Annotated in this window: 16 protein-coding genes; 9 read left to right on the top strand and 7 right to left on the bottom strand. The window is 61.4% G+C overall.

Going from position 1 to position 20773, the window contains the following annotated elements:
• The first annotated feature begins 167 nt into the window (after positions 1-167).
• The 4 genes from C4E04_RS09000 to C4E04_RS08985 all read left to right on the top strand — a co-directional run bounded on the left by C4E04_RS09000 (position 168) and on the right by C4E04_RS08985 (position 3930).
• On the top strand, positions 168-1634 hold the full coding sequence (locus tag C4E04_RS09000) for an ATP-dependent endonuclease (protein ID WP_109596855.1): 1467 nt from the start codon (positions 168-170) through the stop codon (positions 1632-1634).
• Between the two features lie 339 nt (positions 1635-1973).
• The gene (locus tag C4E04_RS08995; RefSeq protein ID WP_109596853.1) at positions 1974-2492 is read left to right on the top strand and encodes an NADPH-dependent FMN reductase; all 519 of its coding nucleotides are present in this window, start codon (positions 1974-1976) and stop codon (positions 2490-2492) included.
• Between the two features lie 142 nt (positions 2493-2634).
• Positions 2635-2763 (top strand): YHYH domain-containing protein, encoded by a 129-nt coding sequence (locus C4E04_RS08990; RefSeq protein WP_109596851.1) that lies wholly within the window; start codon positions 2635-2637, stop codon positions 2761-2763.
• A gap of 153 nt (positions 2764-2916) precedes the next feature.
• Positions 2917-3930: a sensor domain-containing diguanylate cyclase gene (locus C4E04_RS08985; protein WP_109596849.1), complete on the top strand. Its 1014-nt coding sequence runs from the start codon at positions 2917-2919 to the stop codon at positions 3928-3930.
• A gap of 19 nt (positions 3931-3949) precedes the next feature.
• Here C4E04_RS08985 and C4E04_RS08980 read toward each other — a convergent pair whose 3' ends face one another.
• From C4E04_RS08980 to C4E04_RS08970, 3 genes are all read right to left on the bottom strand, one after another.
• Positions 3950-6049, bottom strand: coding sequence for a response regulator (locus C4E04_RS08980; protein WP_109596847.1), 2100 nt, complete (start codon positions 6047-6049; stop codon positions 3950-3952).
• Complete coding sequence (locus C4E04_RS08975) at positions 6046-11340, bottom strand: HAMP domain-containing protein (protein WP_109596845.1); 5295 nt, start codon at positions 11338-11340, stop codon at positions 6046-6048. The genes C4E04_RS08980 and C4E04_RS08975 overlap by 4 nt, the downstream gene beginning before the upstream one ends.
• A 297-nt stretch (positions 11341-11637) precedes the next feature.
• A complete protein-coding gene (locus tag C4E04_RS08970) occupies positions 11638-11844 on the bottom strand; it encodes a hypothetical protein (protein ID WP_109596843.1) in 207 nt (68 codons plus the stop codon).
• A 360-nt stretch (positions 11845-12204) separates the two neighbouring features.
• Between C4E04_RS08970 and C4E04_RS08965 the strand changes: the two genes are divergently transcribed.
• Together C4E04_RS08965 and C4E04_RS08960 are read left to right on the top strand one after the other, a co-directional pair.
• Complete coding sequence (locus C4E04_RS08965; RefSeq protein ID WP_109596841.1) at positions 12205-14595, top strand: heavy metal translocating P-type ATPase; 2391 nt, start codon at positions 12205-12207, stop codon at positions 14593-14595.
• A gap of 44 nt (positions 14596-14639) precedes the next feature.
• The gene (locus C4E04_RS08960) at positions 14640-15113 is read left to right on the top strand and encodes a DUF411 domain-containing protein (protein ID WP_109600962.1); all 474 of its coding nucleotides are present in this window, start codon (positions 14640-14642) and stop codon (positions 15111-15113) included.
• A gap of 125 nt (positions 15114-15238) precedes the next feature.
• On the opposite strand, the gene C4E04_RS08955 is transcribed toward C4E04_RS08960, so the two are convergent.
• The 4 genes from C4E04_RS08955 to C4E04_RS08940 all read right to left on the bottom strand — a co-directional run bounded on the left by C4E04_RS08955 (position 15239) and on the right by C4E04_RS08940 (position 18299).
• On the bottom strand, positions 15239-15877 hold the full coding sequence (locus C4E04_RS08955) for a LysE family transporter (RefSeq protein WP_109596839.1): 639 nt from the start codon (positions 15875-15877) through the stop codon (positions 15239-15241).
• 118 nt (positions 15878-15995) lie between these two features.
• A complete protein-coding gene (locus C4E04_RS08950; RefSeq protein WP_109596837.1) occupies positions 15996-17351 on the bottom strand; it encodes a ferric reductase-like transmembrane domain-containing protein in 1356 nt (451 codons plus the stop codon).
• Positions 17352-17492: 141 nt separating this feature from the next.
• Positions 17493-17972: a hypothetical protein gene (locus C4E04_RS08945; protein WP_109596835.1), complete on the bottom strand. Its 480-nt coding sequence runs from the start codon at positions 17970-17972 to the stop codon at positions 17493-17495.
• 48 nt (positions 17973-18020) lie between these two features.
• Positions 18021-18299, bottom strand: a complete 279-nt coding sequence (locus C4E04_RS08940) for a PepSY domain-containing protein (RefSeq protein WP_162559336.1) — start codon at positions 18297-18299, stop codon at positions 18021-18023.
• A gap of 131 nt (positions 18300-18430) precedes the next feature.
• Here C4E04_RS08940 and C4E04_RS08935 point away from each other — a divergent pair, with 131 nt between their 5' ends.
• The 3 genes from C4E04_RS08935 to C4E04_RS08925 are packed head-to-tail and all read left to right on the top strand — an operon-like array spanning position 18431 to position 20765.
• Positions 18431-18742 (top strand): PepSY domain-containing protein, encoded by a 312-nt coding sequence (locus tag C4E04_RS08935; protein WP_109596831.1) that lies wholly within the window; start codon positions 18431-18433, stop codon positions 18740-18742.
• Positions 18742-19410, top strand: a complete 669-nt coding sequence (locus tag C4E04_RS08930; RefSeq protein ID WP_109596829.1) for a response regulator transcription factor — start codon at positions 18742-18744, stop codon at positions 19408-19410. The genes C4E04_RS08935 and C4E04_RS08930 overlap by 1 nt, the downstream gene beginning before the upstream one ends.
• Complete coding sequence (locus C4E04_RS08925; protein ID WP_109596827.1) at positions 19407-20765, top strand: HAMP domain-containing sensor histidine kinase; 1359 nt, start codon at positions 19407-19409, stop codon at positions 20763-20765. The genes C4E04_RS08930 and C4E04_RS08925 overlap by 4 nt, the downstream gene beginning before the upstream one ends.
• Positions 20766-20773 lie beyond the last annotated feature (8 nt).

Here is a 20773-nt window from a genome sequence, read left to right as displayed (position 1 = left end):
ACTTCCTGAATGGTCGCCGCAATGGCGACCATTTTTCTGCGGTTAGAGAGTAGTGCGCAAATAACAATAGTACTTTCCTAGAACGGCCTACCTTCAATATTATCCTCGTCAGACCATGCGTAGTTGCTATGAAGCGCAATCTCTAAACTGGTTAGGAGCGAAGAATAATGCAACAGAAGGCACCGGCTGCTCGGGGTCGAAATAAAGCGAGCCCTTCTGGTGTAACAACACCCTCTCTACCAGAACGCCCTCATGCCCGTCTAAAGGAAATCCAATTTAGCGACGGAACGATAATGGGCTTAACGCCCGGTGAAATTATCGTTTTTGTTGGGCCTAATAACGCGGGAAAGAGCGCCGCCCTAAAAGAAATATATGGCCGCCTCGCTCACGGTCAGAATTTTCCAACTAGGGTGACAACTAGAGTGGAATTTGAGTCCTCTGAAACAGGACAAGAAGTTGAGGAATGGCTCGCTAGAACCGCCCGACGTGATCACCTTGGCAATTATATAGTTTCAATGGTGGGCACAATTCACCGCGGAATAGTGGCAATAAACTGGGACCACCGCAACTTAAACGGCATTCAATCATTAGCCAACACAATGATACTTCATCTTGGCACAGAAGCGAGGCTTTCTGCTGTTAACCCCGTGGATCTTGTAAACCTAGTTACTGAAGTAATTACACACCCACTTCATCGACTTTACGACGATGATGAGCTCGAAGAGAGACTTGATAGAATATTCTTTAGAGCCTTTAGACAGAATCTCATTGTAAATCGCGGAGCCGGTCGGCAAGTTATGCTTCATTCAGGAAAGCGACCGAAGCTGCCCAAAGGGAAGGACCGGCAGTCGAATGATTTTCGCACAGCGGTAAATCAGCTTCCGGCCGTGAACGATCAGGGCGATGGTATCCGTGCCTTCGTTGGTATTCTAGCAAGTGTGCTTGCTGCCGATCGTGATATCATTCTTATAGACGAACCTGAGGCATTTCTTCACCCTCCACAGGCAACAACTCTCGGAAGAGTTTTAGCGGAAGAAACACCAACTGACCGCCAGCTCCTTGTTGCTACTCATAGCACAGACTTTCTTCGAGGCATGCTAGATCACTCTAGCCCTCGGGTTCGAGTAGTCCGAATCCAACGAGCCGGAGATGTAAATTACATAAGGGAGCTTAGCCCTACGACAGTTCGCAACGTCTGGGCAGACCCGCTTTTACGATACTCGAAAGTACTCGATGGCCTGTTTCACGATGCTGTACTCGTTTGCGAGGGTGACGCGGATTGTCGCTTCTATGGAGCGATGCTTGATGCAATCTCAGCCAACAATTCCGGTCCTGATATCGCCTTGGTGTACGGAGCAGGGAAGAGTCGCATCGCAACAATTGTTCAAGCTCTAAAGGCTATTGGAGTGCCGGTTCGCGTTGTGGTGGACTTTGACATTCTTGCCGATGAAGCAGGTCTCCGTAACCTCGTAGAATCTCTAGGGGTGAATGGTCCAAAATCGAAAAGGATTGGAATACAGTTAGGACTGCAATTGAGCAACGAAGGACTGGAATCTCTACGACAGAAGCTCGCAATGAAATCATGGGAGTTTTTGATAAAATTAAAACCTCTTCACTCTCTGAAAGAGACGTAGGAAGGATTAGGAGTGTTCTGAAGAAAGGGTCAGCTTGGACAGAAGCGAAGAAAATGGGAAAAGCTTTTATCCCGAGTGGTCAGCAACTGACTGCTTACGAGAACTTAGCCACTTTTCTTCGTAGCACAGGACTCTTCCTTGTCGAGGTAGGTGAGCTAGAAGGTTTCTGCCGAACAGTTAGTGGTCATGGCCCCGCATGGGTTACGGAGGTACTCCAGCGCGATCTCAGCCAGGATCCTGAACTCGCTAACGCCCGCACATTTGCAGAAGATCTGAGGAACAATTGGCCGGAAAGTTAATAATGCTCAGTCTGCATTGCCAATAACTTTAGACTAGCTGATGCACCTCCTCGCCCTCTCCGGCAGCCTGCGCGCGGGCTCGCTTAACACCGGCGCATTGCGTGCGCTGCAGAAGCTTGCGCCGGAGGGTGTCGCAGTTGCGCTGTATGACGGCATCGGCGCCCTGCCCCATTTCAACCATGACGTGGAGATGAGCGCGTTGCCGGAGAGCGTCGTGGAGCTGCGGCGGCAGGTGGCGGCGGCGGATGGGGTGGTGATCGCCTGTCCCGAATATGCGCACGGCATTCCGGGCAGCTTCAAGAACGCGCTCGATTGGCTCGTCGGCATGCCGGACTTTCCGGGCAAGCCCGTGATGCTCATCAACACGTCGCCCCGCGCCTCGCATGCCCAGGCCGCCTTGCGGGAAGTGCTTACCACCATGTCGGCACGGCTCGTGCCGGAGGCGGACGTGGCGGTGGAGCTGCGCAACAGAAGTGCTGACGAACCGGAGATTGCGCAGGCCCTGCGGACCGGCCTCGCAGCCTTCGTCGAGGCGTGTGGGAGCGAAGGCCACTCCTGACATTGCAGGGCGTCTCGGGCCCTCCAGGTCCGGTCCAGCCGTGACGCTGCGTAAGAATATAACTTGTAGATGCAATGTTGCGAATCGCCCGCATAAGTTGAATCAATCTCCTCGACGTCGAACGGAACGTCAGGAGGCGAACATGAAATGTCTCGGGGCAGCCCTTCTCATCCTGGCCACTCTCGGTACCGCCTATGCCCATCCCGGCGGGCTCGACCGGAACGGATGTCATCATGACCGGAAGGCAGGCGGCTACCATTGCCATCGATGAGCGGCCCGTTTCCTCCGCGACGATTGCCATACGGAAAGTGGGCTCCCGGCTTGAGATCCGGGACGAGGATGGAGCGGTGGCCTGTTTCCTGCGCTGCTTGAGACCTGGGCCGAGAGCCCCTATAGGCCTTTTAGAGCCTTAGAGGAGTTTGGAGTGTTCGTCGTACCTCCGCCGCCGGCCAATGAAAACGCGCGGCTCGAATTTCTCCATGCCTGCGGAATCATGGATACGCCCAGGGACGAGCGCTTCGACCGGGTGACGCGCCTTGCCGCCCGCTTCTATCAAGCGGATGTCGCCTTCCTGGGCTTTATCGACGAGCGCTACCAGTGGATGAAGTCCGCGACCTCTGATGGCGTTGCGCCCTGGATCGAGCGGGACAAGAGCGTCTGCCAGATCGTGATCGCGTCCGGCGAGCCGCTCGTTTTCGGCGACATGAGAACGGATCCGCGGCTCGATGGACACCCCGTTGTCCCTTACCTTCCGTTCCGCTTCTATGCCGGCGTGCCTTTGTTGACGGAGGATGGCGCGGCCGTTGCGTCCCTGTGTGTGCTCAAGCGTGACGCGCAGGACGCCTCGCAGGTGGACCTTGGCGCGCTGACCGATCTCGGCGCGGTGGCGATGGACGAGCTCGAGCTGTGGCGGCACAACCGCGAACTCGCTCACCTTGCCGAGACCTGTGCGCTCACGGGCCTCCGGAACGGCAGAGGCTTCGACACGGCCCTCGATCGTGCCGTCCTGAGGGCCAGAAGGATCGTGACGCCGCTCTCGCTCCTGCTCATCGACCTGGATTATTTCAAACTCCTGAACGACGCGCGGGGCCATCAGGCAGGGGACGACGTGCTGCGGGTTTTCGGCCGCATTCTGGGATCCGCTGTTCGTCGGCCTGACGACGTGGCCGCCCGTTATGGCGGCGAGGAATTCGCGCTGATCCTTCCGGACACCGACAAGGCCGGCGCCACGGACGTCGCCCGCTCGATCCGAAAGGCCGTCGCGGAAGCCGCCATGCCACACCCTCACGGAGTGGGCGAGCGGGTGACGGCGAGTGTCGGGATCGTCGTGTCGGATCCAAGCGCCGCACTCGACTCCGAGACGCTCATCGCCCGAGCCGACACGGCACTTTACCGGGCGAAGCAGTCAGGGCGGGACTGTTGTGTCGTGGATGAGTGACCTTGCCGTCCGGCTGTGATCATGCCTCCGCTGCGAACCTCTCCAGAGCGTCCGCGTCTTCATCGGGTTGGTCGGGCTTCATCAGAGATTGGATCTTTTCCGCAAGATCCACGGCTCGGTATGGCTTGTAGAGCACACTGAAGTCCTCGGCCGTGTCCTCTCCGTCGAAATAGCCCGTCGTCAGCAGAACCTTGATATGGGGCATCTCACGTTGGATGAGACGCGCGAGATCGATGCCGGACAGTTCCCCCGGCATTCGTACGTCGGAGAGCACAAGGCTCACCTCAGGACATGATTTTATCATCTCGGCAGCCTGATCCCCTGACTCGGCCGAAACGACATTGAAACCAAGGGAGCGAAGCGTCGAGGTCGCCACCTGGCGCACGGCGGGATTGTCCTCTACGACCAGCACGACCCGTCCGTTTCCGAATGGATGGGCCGTGGAGGCCTGCGCGCTCCCTGAAGCCTCTGCAGTCTCCCGGCAACGGGGCAGGAAGATGCGGATCGTCGTGCCGCCATTCGGCACACTCTCGACTTCAATATGGCCCTGGCATTGCTGCACGAAGCCATAGACCATGCTCAGCCCGAGACCGGTGCCCTTCCCGCTCTCCTTCGTGGTAAAGAACGGCTCGAACACGCGCTCCACAACCTCCGGCACCATTCCGATCCCGGTGTCACTTACGGCGATCACGACGAACTCGCCGCTCGAAACGGCCCTGCCCTCGCCGACAACCTGGTTCTCGATGGTGATTGTGAGATCGCCCCCTTCAGGCATGGCGTCGCGGGCGTTGACGGCGAGGTTCAGGAGCGCAGCCTCGAACTGCGCACGGTCCACGCGAACTGGCCAGATCTCGCCTGCCGAGCGGAGGGTCGCATTGATGCGCTCACCGAGCGTCCGCCGCATCAACTCCAAAAGACTCGGCATCAGGACGTTCACGTCGATGGTCGACAACTGGAGCGACTGACGCCGCGAAAATGTCAGGAGTCTATGTGTTAGATCCGCACAATGTTGCGCGCTCTCGATGGCCATTCCGACACGCCGCTCGGCTCGCTTGTTCCCCTCGATGGATTTCCGCAAGAGGTCGAGATTGCCGATGACCACGCTCAGCATATTGTTGAAATCATGTGCGATGCCGCCGGTGAGGCGCCCGATCGCCTCCAACTTGCTGGCATGGAGCAAGTTCTGCTCCATCTGCTTGCGTTCGGTGATATCGAACCACATCCCGAAGAATTCTCGGGGCCGCCCCTCGGCATCCCGCATGAGAACGGTCTGGTCCAGGAAATAGCGTTCCACGTCGTCGGCGCAGCGCCAACGGTATTCGAGGCTGACCGCCCCCTCCTCCGCAAGCCGGCCGAGTTGCTGCAGCACGTGGTCCCGATCCTCCGGGTGGACGCGGGAAGACCAGAAATCCGGACTTGTGAGAAACGCACTCGGTTTGAAGCCCGTAATGCGCTCGATGCTCTCATTCGTGAAGTGGAGCTGCCGATGATCCTCCTGAAGGGAGGCGGTATAGAGGGCAATCGGCAGGGATTTCAGGACGATGGATTGGTGCTCCTCGCGATGGCGCAAGGCCTGTTCCGCCCGGAGCTTCTCGCCGCGAACCCGCAGGTTTTCCATAAGCAGGAGACGCTCCTGCTCGCCCTGGCGCCTGATTTCCTCGGTCTTTCGGTAAAGGTCCACAAAGACGCCGACCTTCGACTTGAGGATCAGCGGTTCGATTGGCTTAAAAACATAGTCCACGGCGCCGGCCGAGTAGCCTTTGAAGACGTGGAGATCATCCTTGTTATAGGCCGTCAGGAACAGAATGGGCACACGCGAGGAGCGTGGGCGGTTGCGGATCATACTTGCAACATCATAACCATTCAGGCGCGGCATCTGGACGTCGAGGAGGATGACGGCGAAATCCTCCTGAAGCACCTGACGCAGAGCAGCCTCGCCGGAATCGGCGGTCACAATCTCGACCCCCGTCGCGCGAAGGACTTCCTCGACGGCAATCAGGTTCCGGTGATCGTCGTCGACCACCAGAATTTTCGCGGTAATCGGGGCCGGCAAGGCGTGGATCGACATCGAACCGCTTACGTTAGTCCCCGGATTGGCCCAACGCATATCCTGCATCATGAATTCAATCCGGCTTCTGGGGCGTCATTTAGCGTCGTTCCGTTGGGAACGTAGGTGCTACGGCTAAGTTGAACGCGCAAGACGGCAAGAAGTTGATCGATATCCACAGGTTTCGAGACGTAGTCCGTGGCTCCGGCCTCCAGGCACTTTTCTCGATCGCCCTTCATGGCCTTGGCGGTCACCGCTACGAGCGGGAGGTCACGATAGCGGGGGATCTTGCGGATCTCCTGCATGGTTTCATAACCGTCCATCTCCGGCATCATGATGTCGACCAAGGCGATGTCCACGTCCGGCGTGGCGTCCAGCTTCTCGATGCCTTCACGGCCATTCTCGGCAAATACCACCGCCATCCCATACTGCTCGAGAGCGCTCGCAAGCGAGAAGATGTTCCGCATGTCGTCGTCGATCACAAGGACAGTCCGTCCCTCCAGCGTGCCGTCGGACTTGTGTTCGATGATAATGGAGCCTTCATCCGGGATCGCGCTGATCGTCCGATGAAGGAACAGCGCCGTATCGTTCAGGAGCCTCGCGGAGGATCCTTCCTCCTTGACGATGACCGTGGCGGCGACACTCTCCAGGCGGAGCTCCTCATCGCGGCTGAGGTCTTGCCCCGTATAGATGACGATCGGCAGATCGTCGCCTCCCTTCATCTTCCGGATCCGTTCGATCAGCTCGACACCCGGAAGATCCGGCAACCCAAGATCGACGATGGCGCAGTCGAATTGCCGAGCCTGGATTATCTCCAAGGCCCCTTCCGCAGTCCCAACGGCCGTCACATCCACCTGCTCGCTTTTCATGAGTTCCGACAGACTCATGCGCTGGTTGTCGTCATCCTCCACGAGAAGGAGGTTCTTCACAGGTCGGGCGATGAACTCCTTCGTGCGGTCGAGAGCCCCCATGAGGGCTTCGCGGTCAACCGGCTTTTCGAGGAACCCGAAAGCGCCCGCTTTCAGACCGCGCTTCTTCTGGTCATCGACGGAAATGACATGAATAGGTACGTGCCGGGTCCTGGGGTCATGCTTCAACAGATCAAGCAACGCCCAACCATCCATGTCGGGCAGGCCGATATCGAGGGTGATCGCATGCGGCTTGTAACGATGCGCAAGTGCAAGTGCGGAAGCGCCATCCATGGCGATGAGCCCCTTGAACCCCTGCTCACGGGCAAGTTCCAGCAACACCGAGGCAAACATAGCGTCGTCCTCGACGATGAGAACGACACGGTCGCCCACCGTGATCGCGTGGCGGTCGTCGAGGGAGGCCGAAAGAGCCATCGCGGCCGATGGCTGCCGGAGGATTGAGGCGGAGCCGTTTTCGAGGCCGGAAGACTGCCCTGCTCCATCGCCGTTCAGGCGAACCAAGGATGAGGCACCGGTCACACCATGGCTTGCCGGCGGCTCGGCCGGGATGAAGAGCGTGAAGGTGGAGCCATTGCCCGCAGTGCTCGACACCACGATCTCGCCGCCCAGGAGGCGGGCGATCTCACGGCTGATGGCGAGGCCGAGACCGGTACCGCCATATTTGCGGCTCGTTGTGCCATCCGCCTGCTGGAACGCCTCGAAGATGATGCGCTGCTTGTCCTCAGGGATCCCGATGCCCGTATCGATGACCGACATGGCGATCCATTGGCTACCTGCACGCAAGGGCGAACCCTCTGCCGTTCCAATCCGGAGCGTCACACCCCCACGCTCCGTGAACTTGAAGGCGTTAGAAAGCAGGTTCCGCAGCACCTGCTGCAGGCGCTTCGAGTCCGTCCGGATGCTTTGCGGTAATTGCGGATCGACCTCGATCTGGAAGTCGAGGTCCCGCTCCGCTGCGATCTGGGCGAAGGTGCGCTCCATATTGCCGGTCAGATCCTTGAGGTCGATGCTTGAAATCTCAAGGCTCACTGTGCCGGATTCGATCTTGGACAGATCCAGAATGTCATTGATGAGGGACAGCAGGTCTGACCCCGCGGCATGGATAGTCTTGGCAAATTCCTTCTGCTTATCGCTCAGGTTGCCTTCCGAATTCTCGGTTAGAAGCTTCGACAGGATAAGCAACGAGTTGAGCGGGGTGCGCAACTCATGGCTCATATTGGCCAGGAACTGCGACTTGTAGCGCGAAGTCATCGACAGCTGCTCGGCCTTCTCCTCGAGGGCCGTCTTTGCAATCGAGACCTCCTGGTTCTTGGCCTCAACCTCCTGCTTCTGAAGTTCGAGCAGCCGAGCCTTGTCCTCCAGTTCCTCGTTCGTCTTCTGAAGTGCCTCTTGCTGCTGGCGCAGGAGCTCCTCGGATTGACGCAAGGTGGCAGCTTGATGCTCGAGCCGGTCGTTCGTGTTTCTCAGCTCCTCCTGCTGGCTTTGAAGTTCAGTCGTGAGCAGCTGAGACTGCTTGAGCAAGCCCTCCGTGCGCATGTTGGCTGCGATCGTGTTGAGCACGATCCCGATCGATTCCGTCAACTGCTCGAGGAAGGATTGATGGGTTTCCGAGAAGCGGCTGAACGAGGCAAGCTCGATAACCGCCTTGACCTCCTGCTCGAACAGGACCGGCAGGACGATGATGTTGAGGGGCGGCGCCTCGCCGAGCGCCGAGCCGATGGTGATATAGTCACCCGGGACGCTCGTAAGCAGAATGCGCTTTTTCTCATAGGCGACTTGGCCGACAAGGCCTTCTCTCAGGCGGAAACGGTTGTTGAGGCGTTTCCGCTCCGTGAAGGCATAGGATGCAACAAGTTCGAGAACCGGCTCGCCGTCGTTATTCTCCATTGTGTAGAAGACACCCTGCTGTGCGTTCACCAGGGGAGCGATCTCCGACAGGATCATGTTCGAGACTGTAGTGAGATCACGCTCGCCCTGCAGCATACGGGTAAACTTGGCGAGATTGGTCTTGAGCCAGTCCTGTTCCGCGTTCTTGAGCGTCGTGTCGCGCAGGTTGCGGATCATCTCGTTGACGTTGTCCTTGAGCGAGGCAAGCTCGCCCGAGGCTTCCACCGAAATAGACCTCGTCAGGTCGCCCTTGGTCACAGCAGTGGCGACTTCCGCGATGGCTCGCACCTGCGTTGTCAGGTTAGCCGCCAGCTGGTTCACGTTGTCGGTCAGGTCGCGCCACAGGCCCGCGGCGCCAGGCACCCGGGCCTGTCCACCGAGCTTGCCCTCCACTCCCACTTCGCGCGCCACGTTCGTAACCTGGTCCGCGAAGGTCGCCAGGGTGTCGATCATCTCGTTGATCGTTTCAGCAAGCGCGGCGATTTCGCCCTTGGCATCCACGGTTAGTTTGCGCTTGAGGTCGCCCTCGGCGACAGCCGTCACGACGCTCGCGATGCCGCGCACCTGGCCGGTCAGGTTGTTCGCCATCATGTTCACGTTGTCGGTCAGATCCTTCCAGGTCCCGGCGACGCCGCGTACCTCGGCCTGCCCGCCGAGCTTGCCTTCGATGCCGACCTCGCGGGCGACGCGGGTCACTTCTCCGGCGAAGGAGTTGAGCTGGTCCACCATGGTGTTGATGGTGGACTTGAGCGCAAGGATCTCGCCCTTTACCTCCACGGTGATCTTCTTGGACAGGTCACCGTTCGCGACCGCAGTGGTGACTTCGGCGATATTGCGCACCTGACCGGTGAGGTTGTTCCCCATCATATTGACGTTGTCGGTCAGGTCCTTCCAGACGCCTCCGACGCCCTCGACCCTGGCCTGCCCGCCGAGCTTGCCCTCCGAGCCCACTTCCTTGGCGACGCGTGTCACCTCGGACGCGAAGGAATTGAGCTGGTCCACCATGGTATTGATGGTCGATTTCAGCTCCAGGATCTCGCCTCGCACCTCCACGGTGATCTTCTTTGACAGGTCGCCATTCGCGACTGCCGTTGTGACCTCGGCAATGTTGCGGACCTGTCCTGTCAGGTTTGCGGCCATCAGGTTAACGTTGTCCGTCAGGTCCTTCCAGGTGCCCGCGACACCTTCCACCCGCGCCTGTCCGCCGAGCTTGCCTTCCGAACCCACCTCGCGGGCGACGCGTGTCACCTCGGATGCAAACGAATTGAGCTGGTCCACCATAGTGTTGATGGTGTCCTTCAGCTCCAGGATTTCGCCCCGTACCTCCACGGTGATCTTCTTCGACAGGTCGCCGTTCGCGACTGCCGTTGTGACTTCGGCAATGTTGCGCACCTGGCCTGTGAGGTTCGCAGCCATCAGGTTGACGTTGTCGGTCAGGTCCTTCCAGGTGCCCGCGACGCCTTCCACCCTGGCCTGTCCTCCTAGCTTGCCCTCCGAGCCCACCTCGCGAGCAACACGCGTCACCTCCGACGCAAAGGAGTTGAGCTGGTCCACCATAGTGTTGATGGTGTCCTTCAGCTCCAGGATCTCGCCCCTCACCTCCACGGTGATCTTCTTTGACAGGTCGCCATTCGCGACTGCCGTTGTGACCTCGGCAATGTTGCGGACCTGTCCTGTCAGGTTTGCGGCCATCAGGTTAACGTTGTCCGTCAGGTCCTTCCAGGTGCCCGCGACACCTTCCACCCGCGCCTGTCCGCCGAGCTTGCCTTCCGAACCCACCTCGCGGGCGACGCGTGTCACCTCGGATGCAAACGAATTGAGCTGGTCCACCATAGTGTTGATGGTGTCCTTCAGCTCCAGGATTTCGCCCCGTACCTCCACGGTGATCTTCTTCGACAGGTCGCCGTTCGCGACTGCCGTTGTGACTTCGGCAATGTTGCGCACCTGGCCTGTGAGGTTCGCGGCCATGAGATTGACGTTGTCCGTCAGGTCTTTCCACGTCCCTGCGACGCCCTTGACCTTAGCCTGTCCGCCGAGCTTGCCCTCCGAACCCACCTCGCGGGCGACGCGTGTCACCTCCGACGCGAAACTGCCGAGCTGACCCACCATGGTGTTGACGATCTTGCCGATCCGCAGGAACTCCCCACGCAGGGGGCGGCCATCGTTTTCAAGCTCGATCTCCTGGCTGAGATCGCCTTTGGCCACCGCGCCGATCACCCGCGCCACCTCGACGGTCGGTTGGACAATGTCGCCGATCATGGAATTGACGGACTCGATGCACCCGCTCCAAGCGCCTGTCGCGCCAGCCAAACGTCCCCGTTCCTCGATCCGCCCCTCTTTACCGACAACCTTTGCAAGGCGGTCGAGTTCGCGACCGATTCCTTGGTTCAGATCTCCGATGTCGTTGAAAGCTTCCGCGATCTCGCCATCGATGCCGGTCAGATCGGACGGCAACCGTGCTGAGAAATCACCTTTCCGGAAGGCGCGCAGGGTCTTCAGAAGCAACTTTGGATCAAGTTGCGTGAAAGCAGGTTCAACCTTTGACATATGCGTGCCCTTGTGCGCCGTTCCAGACACGATGCGGCCTGGATCCCCTTAAGTCGCGGCCTCACTTGCAAGTTTGTTCATGGCAAGTTCGAGGCGCAACCTTGTACATCGCATATCTAGAATTTCGGTTCCATATGGAACCCATTTTCGATCATGATCGGCAGGACTGTTCCACCGACAGCCTTAACTCTGGCAGCCGGTGCGCTTTCCAGTCGAATAGGATCAAAGCAACTCACGCGCAGGGGACAGGGACAATCCTGCAAACGGCAGCGATTGCCCCGTGATCATCAGCGGACCCTAGCGACGGCTCGAGCGCATGGCCCTGCGCTCGGCATCGTCGAGCCTCTCGATCAAGTTTGCCAGATGATGAGGATGCGTCTCTTCGAGCGTGTCCGCATACACGTCCTTGAGGAAATGTCCTATCATTGCAGCCGTATGGCTAGGAGGCACCCGGAGGGTGTTTGGAAGGCGCAGCCCCCTGATTTGCCCGTCGTCAGCCATCATTATCAGGCTCCATCTACCCGACACTCCCCTTGCCCATCGATGAACAAACCCGGGCGGCATGGGTTGGGTTTCAGCGTGGCCGAAGTCGGCTCAACATTTGTTATTGTCCCGTTTGAGCCAGACAGGATCCATCGGGCCGCGCCTGCGTCCTTCGGGCGCGCCTCATCGGCCAGAGCCTCCAGGTTGCAGGCTGCATCCGGCAAAACGCCCAAATCGGGACAGTGCGGATGTCGGCGGCTTCAACTGCTCCCCGGCGAAGCCGCATTACAGAGCGCCGAGGTCATGGCGCGTCGGCTGTCTTGACCTTGCCATCGTTGGAAGGTCGAGAATTCATTACGTCACAAGAAGGCGAGGCCTACCATGACCGACGACCGCACTGCCAACCACCAATCCCAGGCGGGACACGATCATCGTCATAGCCATCATGGGCATGGACAGCATGAGGCTTCGGAGGCGACCGGGAAGGTGAAGGATCCGGTCTGCGGGATGATGGTTGACCCGCATACGACCACCCACCGGGCCCAGTACCAGGGCAAGCCGTATTACTTCTGCTCGTCCGGTTGCCAGTCGAAGTTCATGGCTGAGCCTGCCAACTACGCTGCGCCTGCAACCGAGAGGAAGGCGGACGCCGTCCCGGAGGGTACGATCTATACCTGCCCGATGCACCCCGAGATCCGCCAGGTGGGGCCGGGCTCATGTCCGATCTGCGGCATGGCGCTCGAACCTGTCCTGGCCACCGCCGAGACGGGACCGAGCCACGAGCTGGTCGACATGACTCGCCGGTTCTGGATCGGTCTTGTCCTGACGCTACCGGTCTTTGCGCTGGAAATGGGCGGGCATCTCGTCGGCATCGACCATCTCGTCCCGCGTACGACCTCCAACTGGATCCAGATGCTGCTTGCGACCCCTGTCGTGCTGTGGGCAGGCTGGCCGTTCTTCGAGCGCGGCTGGCAGTCGCTGAGAAACCGCAGCCTTAATATGTTCACCTTGATAGCCATGGGAACCGGCGTGGCGTGGGTGTACAGCATGGTCGCGACGCTCGTGCCCGATATCTTTCCGGCAGCCTTCCGCGGGCACGACGGCTCGGTTGCCGTGTACTTCGAGGCCGCCGCGGTCATCACGGTCCTGGTGCTTCTCGGCCAGGTGCTGGAGCTCCGCGCTCGCGAGAGCACCGGTGGCGCCATCCGTGCCCTGCTGGATCTTGCGCCGAAGACAGCCCGCCGGATCCTGCCCGACGGCTCAGAAGAGGAAGTCCAGCTCGATACCGTGCAGGTCGGCGATCGTCTGCGGGTGCGCCCCGGCGAGAAAGTCCCGGTCGACGGCACGGTCGTCGAGGGGCGCAGTGCCGTTGACGAGTCAATGGTGACCGGGGAGTCGATGCCGGTGACCAAGGAAGTCGGCGCCAAGGCCATCGCCGGCACCATGAACCAGTCCGGCGGCCTCGTCATCGAGGCCGAGAGGGTCGGGCGGGATACGATGCTGTCGCAGATCGTCCAGCTCGTGGCCGAGGCGCAGCGCAGTCGCGCCCCGATCCAACGTCTAGCAGACCAGGTCTCCGGCTACTTCGTGCCCGCTGTGATTGGCGTGGCAGCACTTGCGTTCATCGCCTGGGCCATTTGGGGGCCTGAGCCGCGCTTCTCCTATGGCTTGGTGGCCGCCGTGGCGGTTCTGATCATCGCCTGCCCCTGCGCGCTGGGTCTTGCCACGCCCATGTCGATCATGGTCGGCGTCGGGCGCGGTGCCGGAGCCGGCGTACTGATCAAAAACGCGGAGGCCCTGGAGCACATGGAGAAGGTTGACACCCTAGTTGTCGACAAGACGGGCACGCTCACGGAGGGCAAGCCGGCCGTGACGGCCATCGTGCCGGCGGAGGGTTTCACGGAGGAAGAGGTTCTACGTCTCGCGGCCAGCGCGGAGCGCCCGAGTGAACATCCGCTGGCGGTGGCCATCGTCGCTGCGGCCGAGAAGCAGGGCATTGCGACCGCACCGGTCACGGACTTCGATTCACCCACCGGCAAGGGAGCACTCGGGACGGTCGAGGGCCGCCGCGTCGTGCTCGGCAGCGCCAAATTCCTCGCGGAGCACGGCATCGACGTCCTTCCTCTTGCCGAACAGGCCGACAAGCTGCGTGAGGACGGAGCCACGGCCATCTTCGCCGGGATCGACGGGGCGGTGGCAGGCGCCATTGCGATCGCCGACCCCGTGAAGGCGACGACGGCCGAGGCACTAGCCGCTCTGAAGGAGGAAGGCATCCGGGTCGTGATGCTCACGGGCGACAACTGGACGACTGCCAAAGCCGTCGCCCGGCGGCTCGGAATCCCCGATGTGGAGGCGGAGGTACTGCCTGATCAGAAGAGTGCCGTCGTGGAGAAGTTCAGACGCGCGGGCAAGGTTGTCGCCATGGCGGGCGACGGCGTCAACGATGCGCCGGCGCTGGCAGCGGCCGATGTCGGCATTGCCATGGGCACCGGCACGGACGTGGCGATGGAGAGCGCAGGCGTGACCCTTCTGAAGGGGGATCTCACTGGTATCGTGCGGGCGCGGCGGCTGTCGCAGGCCACCATGCGCAACATCCGACAGAACCTGTTCTTCGCCTTCATCTACAACGCCCTTGGCGTACCGGTGGCGGCAGGCGTGCTCTACCCGTTCTTCGGCATCCTGCTCTCGCCGATCATCGCGGCGGCCGCCATGGCGCTGTCTTCCGTCAGCGTTGTCGGCAACGCGATCCGGCTGCGGACCGCACGTCTGTGACCCGAAACAATGCGGAATTCTAAACAAGGATGAAGGACCAAATCATGCCAACCAGCCTAACGATCAGCCGGCGTGGACTTCTTGTCGGGCTTGCTACTCTCCCGTCCTTCGCTGCAATGGCCGAAACCCTACCTAAAATGGTGGTCACCAAGGATCCTAGCTGCGGCTGCTGCGGTGCCTGGATCGACCATGTCAGCAAGGCGGGATTTTCAGCCGAGGTGATCGAGTCTTCTGAGGTGAATCGCCTGAAGGCCCGCCTTGGTGTACCGCAGGCGCTCGCCTCCTGCCACACGGCGGAAGTCGGCGGCTACGTGATCGAGGGCCATGTTCCCGCAGATGCCATCAAAAGGCTTCTGGCGCAGAAGCCGCAGGCCAGGGGATTGGCGGTTCCCGGCATGCCGGTTGGATCCCCGGGTATGGAGGTCGCAGGGGCCGAGAATGACACCTACGATGTCATCCTGTTTGGGCCCGCCGGCCAAACGTCTTTCGCTCGATACCGCGGGGCCCAGCGGGTCTGAAGGATTCCTGAGGACGGGCTTTCGGTCCAGGTCGCGCTCGCTCCACCTGTGGAGAGCCACCTGGATTGTGCAGGCAACTTTGTAGCCGCAGAGCTCGTCCTCAGGGCAAAATCGCCGGCAAGCCGTCAGATCGCCTCTGCTGAAGACAACAGGAGCTTGCCCCCGAGCACACCCAGGAAGACACCCGTCACGCGGTCGATCCAGACCTTCGCCTTCGCGTAGAACCTGCGGACGCGTTCAGAGCCGAAGAACAGCGCCAACGCGGAATACCACCAGACCTCATTGAGGCTGACGATCACGACCAATGTGACGGCCATCCACGCCGGCACTGACGACGGCAACATCGCGACAAAGATCGAGCCGAAGAAGACCACCACTTTGGGATTGGACAACTGGGTCAGGAGCCCCTTCAGGAAGGGGTTCTCAACCGCACCAGCTTTCGCGGTATCGAGAATGATCGGATCTGCGGAATGCCGCAGGATCTGGAATGCGATCCACAGGAGAAAAAGCGCCCCCGCAACCTTCATGGCGATGAAAAGCGGTGGGAACGCGTGAAACAGCACATTCAGGCCGAGCAGAGCCGCAACGGCCCACACGACGGTGCCTGCCCCCAAGCCCAGGGCAACTTTCACGCCTGCTGTCCGCGACTGGGCGACGGCCGTTCGTGCGGTGATCAGGAAGCTTGGTCCGGGGGACATTACCGCGAGCAACTGTACCAGACCGATGGAAGCGACCGTCAGAAGATCGGCCAGCGTGATCGTCATGCCCTTTTCTCCCAAGTCAGGATCAGGCATCGCTCATAGGGCGCCTCACCAGCCCTGCGCAACCGCGCAATTCGGCCAATCCGGGATCCGGCAATCGCGCCTGGCCGCAGCGCCGGCCTCAGCGCATGGCGAAGAGCTCCTGGTGGAAACGACGGGACACTCGCAGGCCGTGACTTGCGAAATCCTGCCGCAGGGCAGCCCCAAACCCGGGCGGGCCGCAGAACCAGATACTGGCCTCACGCCACTCTGGAACAGCGGCGCGAATGCGCTCTCCGGTCAATCGGCCATCGCGTTTGTCATGGAGAACGTACAAATGGACGTTTGCGGCTGCGGCATCGGCCTTCAGCTTGGCGATAGCCTCTTCGCTGTAATCGGCCGTCGAATGGAATAGGTGGACCTCCTGTGGCCGGGACGGTCCCGGTTCCGACTGCCGCGCCGAGGCGAGTTGCTTCATGCGGGCGATGAAGGGGGTGATGCCGATCCCGCCGCCGACCCAGATCTGGCTTGGGCAATCGTCCTCGAAGGTGAGGCATCCATATGGCCCTTCCACGATCACTGGCTCGCCAACATACCGCTTGTCGCGCAATGTTGTCGTGAAGTCGCCCAGCTCCTTTGTAATGAACGTAAGCCGATGTTCGGCAGGGCTCCAGGCCGAGGCGATCGTGTAGGGGTGAGGCCCGTCCGTAGGATCTCCGCTCAGGAAGGCAAACTGGCCCGCCTTGTGCCCTGGCCAGCCCTTGGGAATGTCGATCTCTCCCTCGAGAATGCGAAGCTCAGGGTAATAGTGAAGACTGACGATCCGCCCCTCGACCCTGCGGCCTGCCCCGACACGGCGAAGCAGAACCAGGATGGCCGCCACCGTTCCCCAGGCCAGCAGACCTGCCATGATCAAGCCCAGAGGCGTCGTCCAGTAGCTGAACTGAGTGAGCACGACGGCATGAAAGACCAGGACCAGATACGCAACGGCGATCAGGCGGTGGGTCTTGTAGAAGATCCGGTACGGGATCCAACGGACAAGCGCCACGACAATGAGGATCACGACCGCATAGAAGGCCCATTCGCCGACACCCTCTGCGACCCCGCGCTGAGTCCGCAGGAACTGCTCCACCGCGTTGTCGATCGGAGCCCTTGGGCCACGGGCAGGCCGCTCCAGCCAGCCGAGCCCGACCGCCCATTTGGGTCCCTGCGACCAGAGCCAGTGCGTGACTGCAAACACGAGGCCGCCGATTCCAAGCCACTTGTGCAGGCGATACATCTTGTCGAGGCCGCCCAGCCACTGCTCTGGCCAGCGCGGGCGCAGGGCGAGAACCATCGCCAGGCTCATGCAGCCCATGGCGAGGATGCCGGTGAGTTGCACCATCGATCCGCGCAACGCAAAGAAACCGCTGGATTGCAGGGCGAGAGGATCGGCAAGCAGCCACAGGCCAGCGAGCAGGGCCAGGGAACCCCAGAATGCGATCTTGATATGCCCCATCGGGTGCTCCTTCGGCCACCATAAGCGGTCGGTTATTTTGCTGTCAGGCTTCAACGCGGCGGCATTCTCGGAATCCCGCCGCGGAATGTCATTGACCAGGGTCAACCTCCGATGCCGGACGCCCCCTCGATGTCGCGTCCATCATTCATGCGCCAGCGGCCTCCAATCCGGATGGTCGAAATGCTCACCATAGGCGTTCAGAGCCTGAACGATGGTTGCAGCGCCCTGTTCCTGACCGCCCGCCCCCTTCATGATGCCGACGCCGTCGAGAACCTGGGTCAGCACCAGATGGAGTTGAAGATCCGCGTCCTCGGGCAGCTTGCAATTCGCCACCACATAATCGACCTGTTCCTGTACCCAGTCGCCCAGCGTGGATAACTCGGCAACGCTGTACCGGCCTTCATGGATCGGTGGCAGGGAAGCATCTACCGCGTCCCGAATCTGGCCCATTGCCGTCCTCAAGACCTCATCGGTTTGCCACTTCTGGCCGTTGTCGAGCGTCAATTCCACGGCGGCTGCCGGGTGTCCGTGGGGTCCGGCCGCGGATGCGGCCCCAGGGAGGGCCGCCGCCAGACCAACAAAGACCACGGCGCCGGTGAGGATAAGTCTGTTCATGAACATGTGAGGGTCTCCAATTTCCTAGTTCCGTTGGCTTCTTAAGAGCCTCGTTCAGCGAAGGCGTGCTTGGACAAGTTCACCCGTGGCCTGGGCATAGACGGCCTTGATCGGGAAGCGGCTTTCATTGACTGCCCGCACTTCGTAGCAGCCATGCTCCGCCTCGATCCGGCTCACGTGGTAGCCAAGGTCCTCAAGCCCCTTGCTGACCTCGCTTGCGGCAACGGTCTGGCCGTCGGCGCCGGATTGGCAGCGGCTGCCCGAATCTTCGGCGATTGCCGGGGCGGCGAGTCCAACTGTAAGAAGGGCGGACATCATGATGATCGTGCGCATGTCGGTCTCCTGGTGACTTGGTCCGAACGGCATGTCCGGATCGATGAAAACGACATTAGCGACCTGCCGCTTGCGGCCTGCTGTTGTTCCATGTCAGCGAATTGTCAGGTGCGTGGAGGCATTCTCCCCTCATGAGCAAGACCCGCCGCGATATTCTCGTTCTCGGCCTCGCTGCAGCCCTGCTGCCGTCCGACGTCCTGGCCGACCGCGAGCGCGACTACGACCGGGCCCGCCGCGCCGTCGAGCGAGGCGAGGCCTTGGCATTGGTTGAAATTCTGACGCGCGTGCGGTCCGATCTTGGCGGCGAGGTGGTCGGCGTATCATTCGAGCGCAAGCGCGACCGCTGGGTCTATAAATTCAAAGTAATCGACCCGGATGGACGCCTGTGGGAGGTCTATGTGGACGCCGCCACAGCCGCGATCCTCAAGCGCGAGGGCCACTGATGCGCATTCTTCTCGTTGAGGACGATCCCCGCATTGCCCGGAAGGTGGAAGCCGTCCTGGGGGAAGCAAGCTACGCGGTCGATCACGTTGCCGATGGCGAAGAGGCATGGTTTCGCGGAGATACGGAAGACTACGATCTGGTTGTGCTCGACCTCGGGCTGCCCAAGATGGACGGCCTCGCCGTGCTCAAGAAGTGGCGCGCGGCCGGGCGCGACCTGCCCGTGTTGATCCTGACGGCGCGAGGGGCCTGGGCGGAGCGGGTCGAAGGCATCGATGCCGGTGCCGACGATTATCTGACCAAGCCCTTCGCCATGGAAGAACTGCTTGCCCGCGTTCGGGCCCTTCTGCGCCGGGCCGCAGGACGGGCCGCCCCCGTCTTCGCCTCCGGGCCTGTCACGCTTGACACCCGCAGGATGCGGGTCACGGTCGACGATGTGCCTCTTAACCTCTCGCCGCTCGAATACCGTTGCCTGAGCTATCTTATGCACCATGCCGGACGGGTCATCCCGCCTGCGGAGCTGATGGAGCACCTCTACGCGCATGACCACGACCGCGACCCGAACGCCCTTGAGGTGCTCGTCGGGCGCCTGCGCCGCAAGCTGGGAGTCGGGCTGATCGAGACCCGCCGCGGTTTCGGTTATCTCGTACCAGGGGCCGCGGCCACATGAGGCAGGGCTCGCTCAGGCTGCGGCTGCTTGCTGCTGGCGTCGTCTCCGTCGTTCTTGCCCTAACAGTCGCCGGTTTTGGTCTGCTGCTGCTGTTCGAGCGGCATGTGGAGCGGCGGATGGCGGCCGAACTCGGCTCGCACCTCAATCAGCTCGTAAGCAATCTTACCCGAACGGCTGACGGCACCCTCGAGATCGGCAGCGCTCCGGCCGAGCCTCGGTTTCTTCAGCCCCTGAGCGGGATGTACTGGCAGATCACGGAGGAACCGCAGGGAGCGGTGCTGCGCTCCCGCTCGCTCTGGGACGATACGCTGCCCCTGCCGCCCGATATGCCGGCCGCCGGAGAGATCCACCAGCACACGATCACCGGCCCAGGCGGGGTCTCGCTCCTGGCGGTCGAGCGCCGGATCTCCCTGCCGGCCAGCCTCGGAGGAGGAACGATCCGCGTCGCCGTGGCCCTGGATCGCGCGGAGGTCCATGCCGCCGGCCTTGCCTTTGCGTCCGACCTCGTTCCCTCTCTGGCGCTCCTGGCCGCGGTCCTGATTGCCGCGGCGTGGGGTCAGGTCGATGTGGGGCTGCGTCCGCTCGATGCCGTGCGCCGTCGGTTGGCGCAAGTCCGTTCGGGCGAAACGGCCCGGCTGGGCAAGGCTTTCCCGGACGAGGTCCGACCTCTTGCGGCCGAGGTCGATCATCTGCTCGACGAACAGGAAAAGGCCATCGCCCGGGCAAGGGCGCGGGCCGCCGACCTGGCCCATGGCCTGAAAACGCCGCTGACGGTTCTGAGCGCCGACGCGGAGGAACTGCGTGCGCGCGGCGACACGCGCCTCGCCGACGAGATCGAGACAATTACCACCGGGATGCGCCGGCACGTGGAACGTGAGCTGGTGCGGGCGAGGGCTGGCCTACGCGCGCGGTCAGGGCCACTCCAGCCGGTCCGACCCGTGATCGAGCGGGTGGTCGGTGTGCTCCGGCGAACGCCCCAGGGTCAGAAGCTGTCGTGGCAGGTCGAGGCCACCGATGGTCTCGGCGCCCGGATGGATGTTCAGGACCTGACTGAGATCCTCGGCAACCTGGCCGAGAACGCCGCCACCTGGGCGGCCAATACGGTGAGGATCGAGGGCGGCCGAGACGGCGATGCCGTCGTCGTTCGAGTGGAGGACGATGGTCCCGGTGTGCCGGAGGAGCAGATCGAGACGGTGCTTGCCCGCGGCGGGCGGCTGGACGAGACCCGCCCCGGGACAGGGCTGGGTCTCGCCATCGTCGGGGATCTGGTCGAAACCTATGGCGGCTCGCTCGCCTTAAGGCGCTCACCGCTTGGCGGCCTTCTCGCCGAGGTTCGGCTGCCCGGCCCGTCATAAGCCAGGAG

It is taken from the genome of Microvirga sp. 17 mud 1-3, from assembly GCF_003151255.1.
Lineage (GTDB): Bacteria > Pseudomonadota > Alphaproteobacteria > Rhizobiales > Beijerinckiaceae > Microvirga.
The sequence above is the reverse complement of the archived record's forward strand: the minus strand, read 5'-3'. Positions and strand labels throughout refer to the sequence as shown.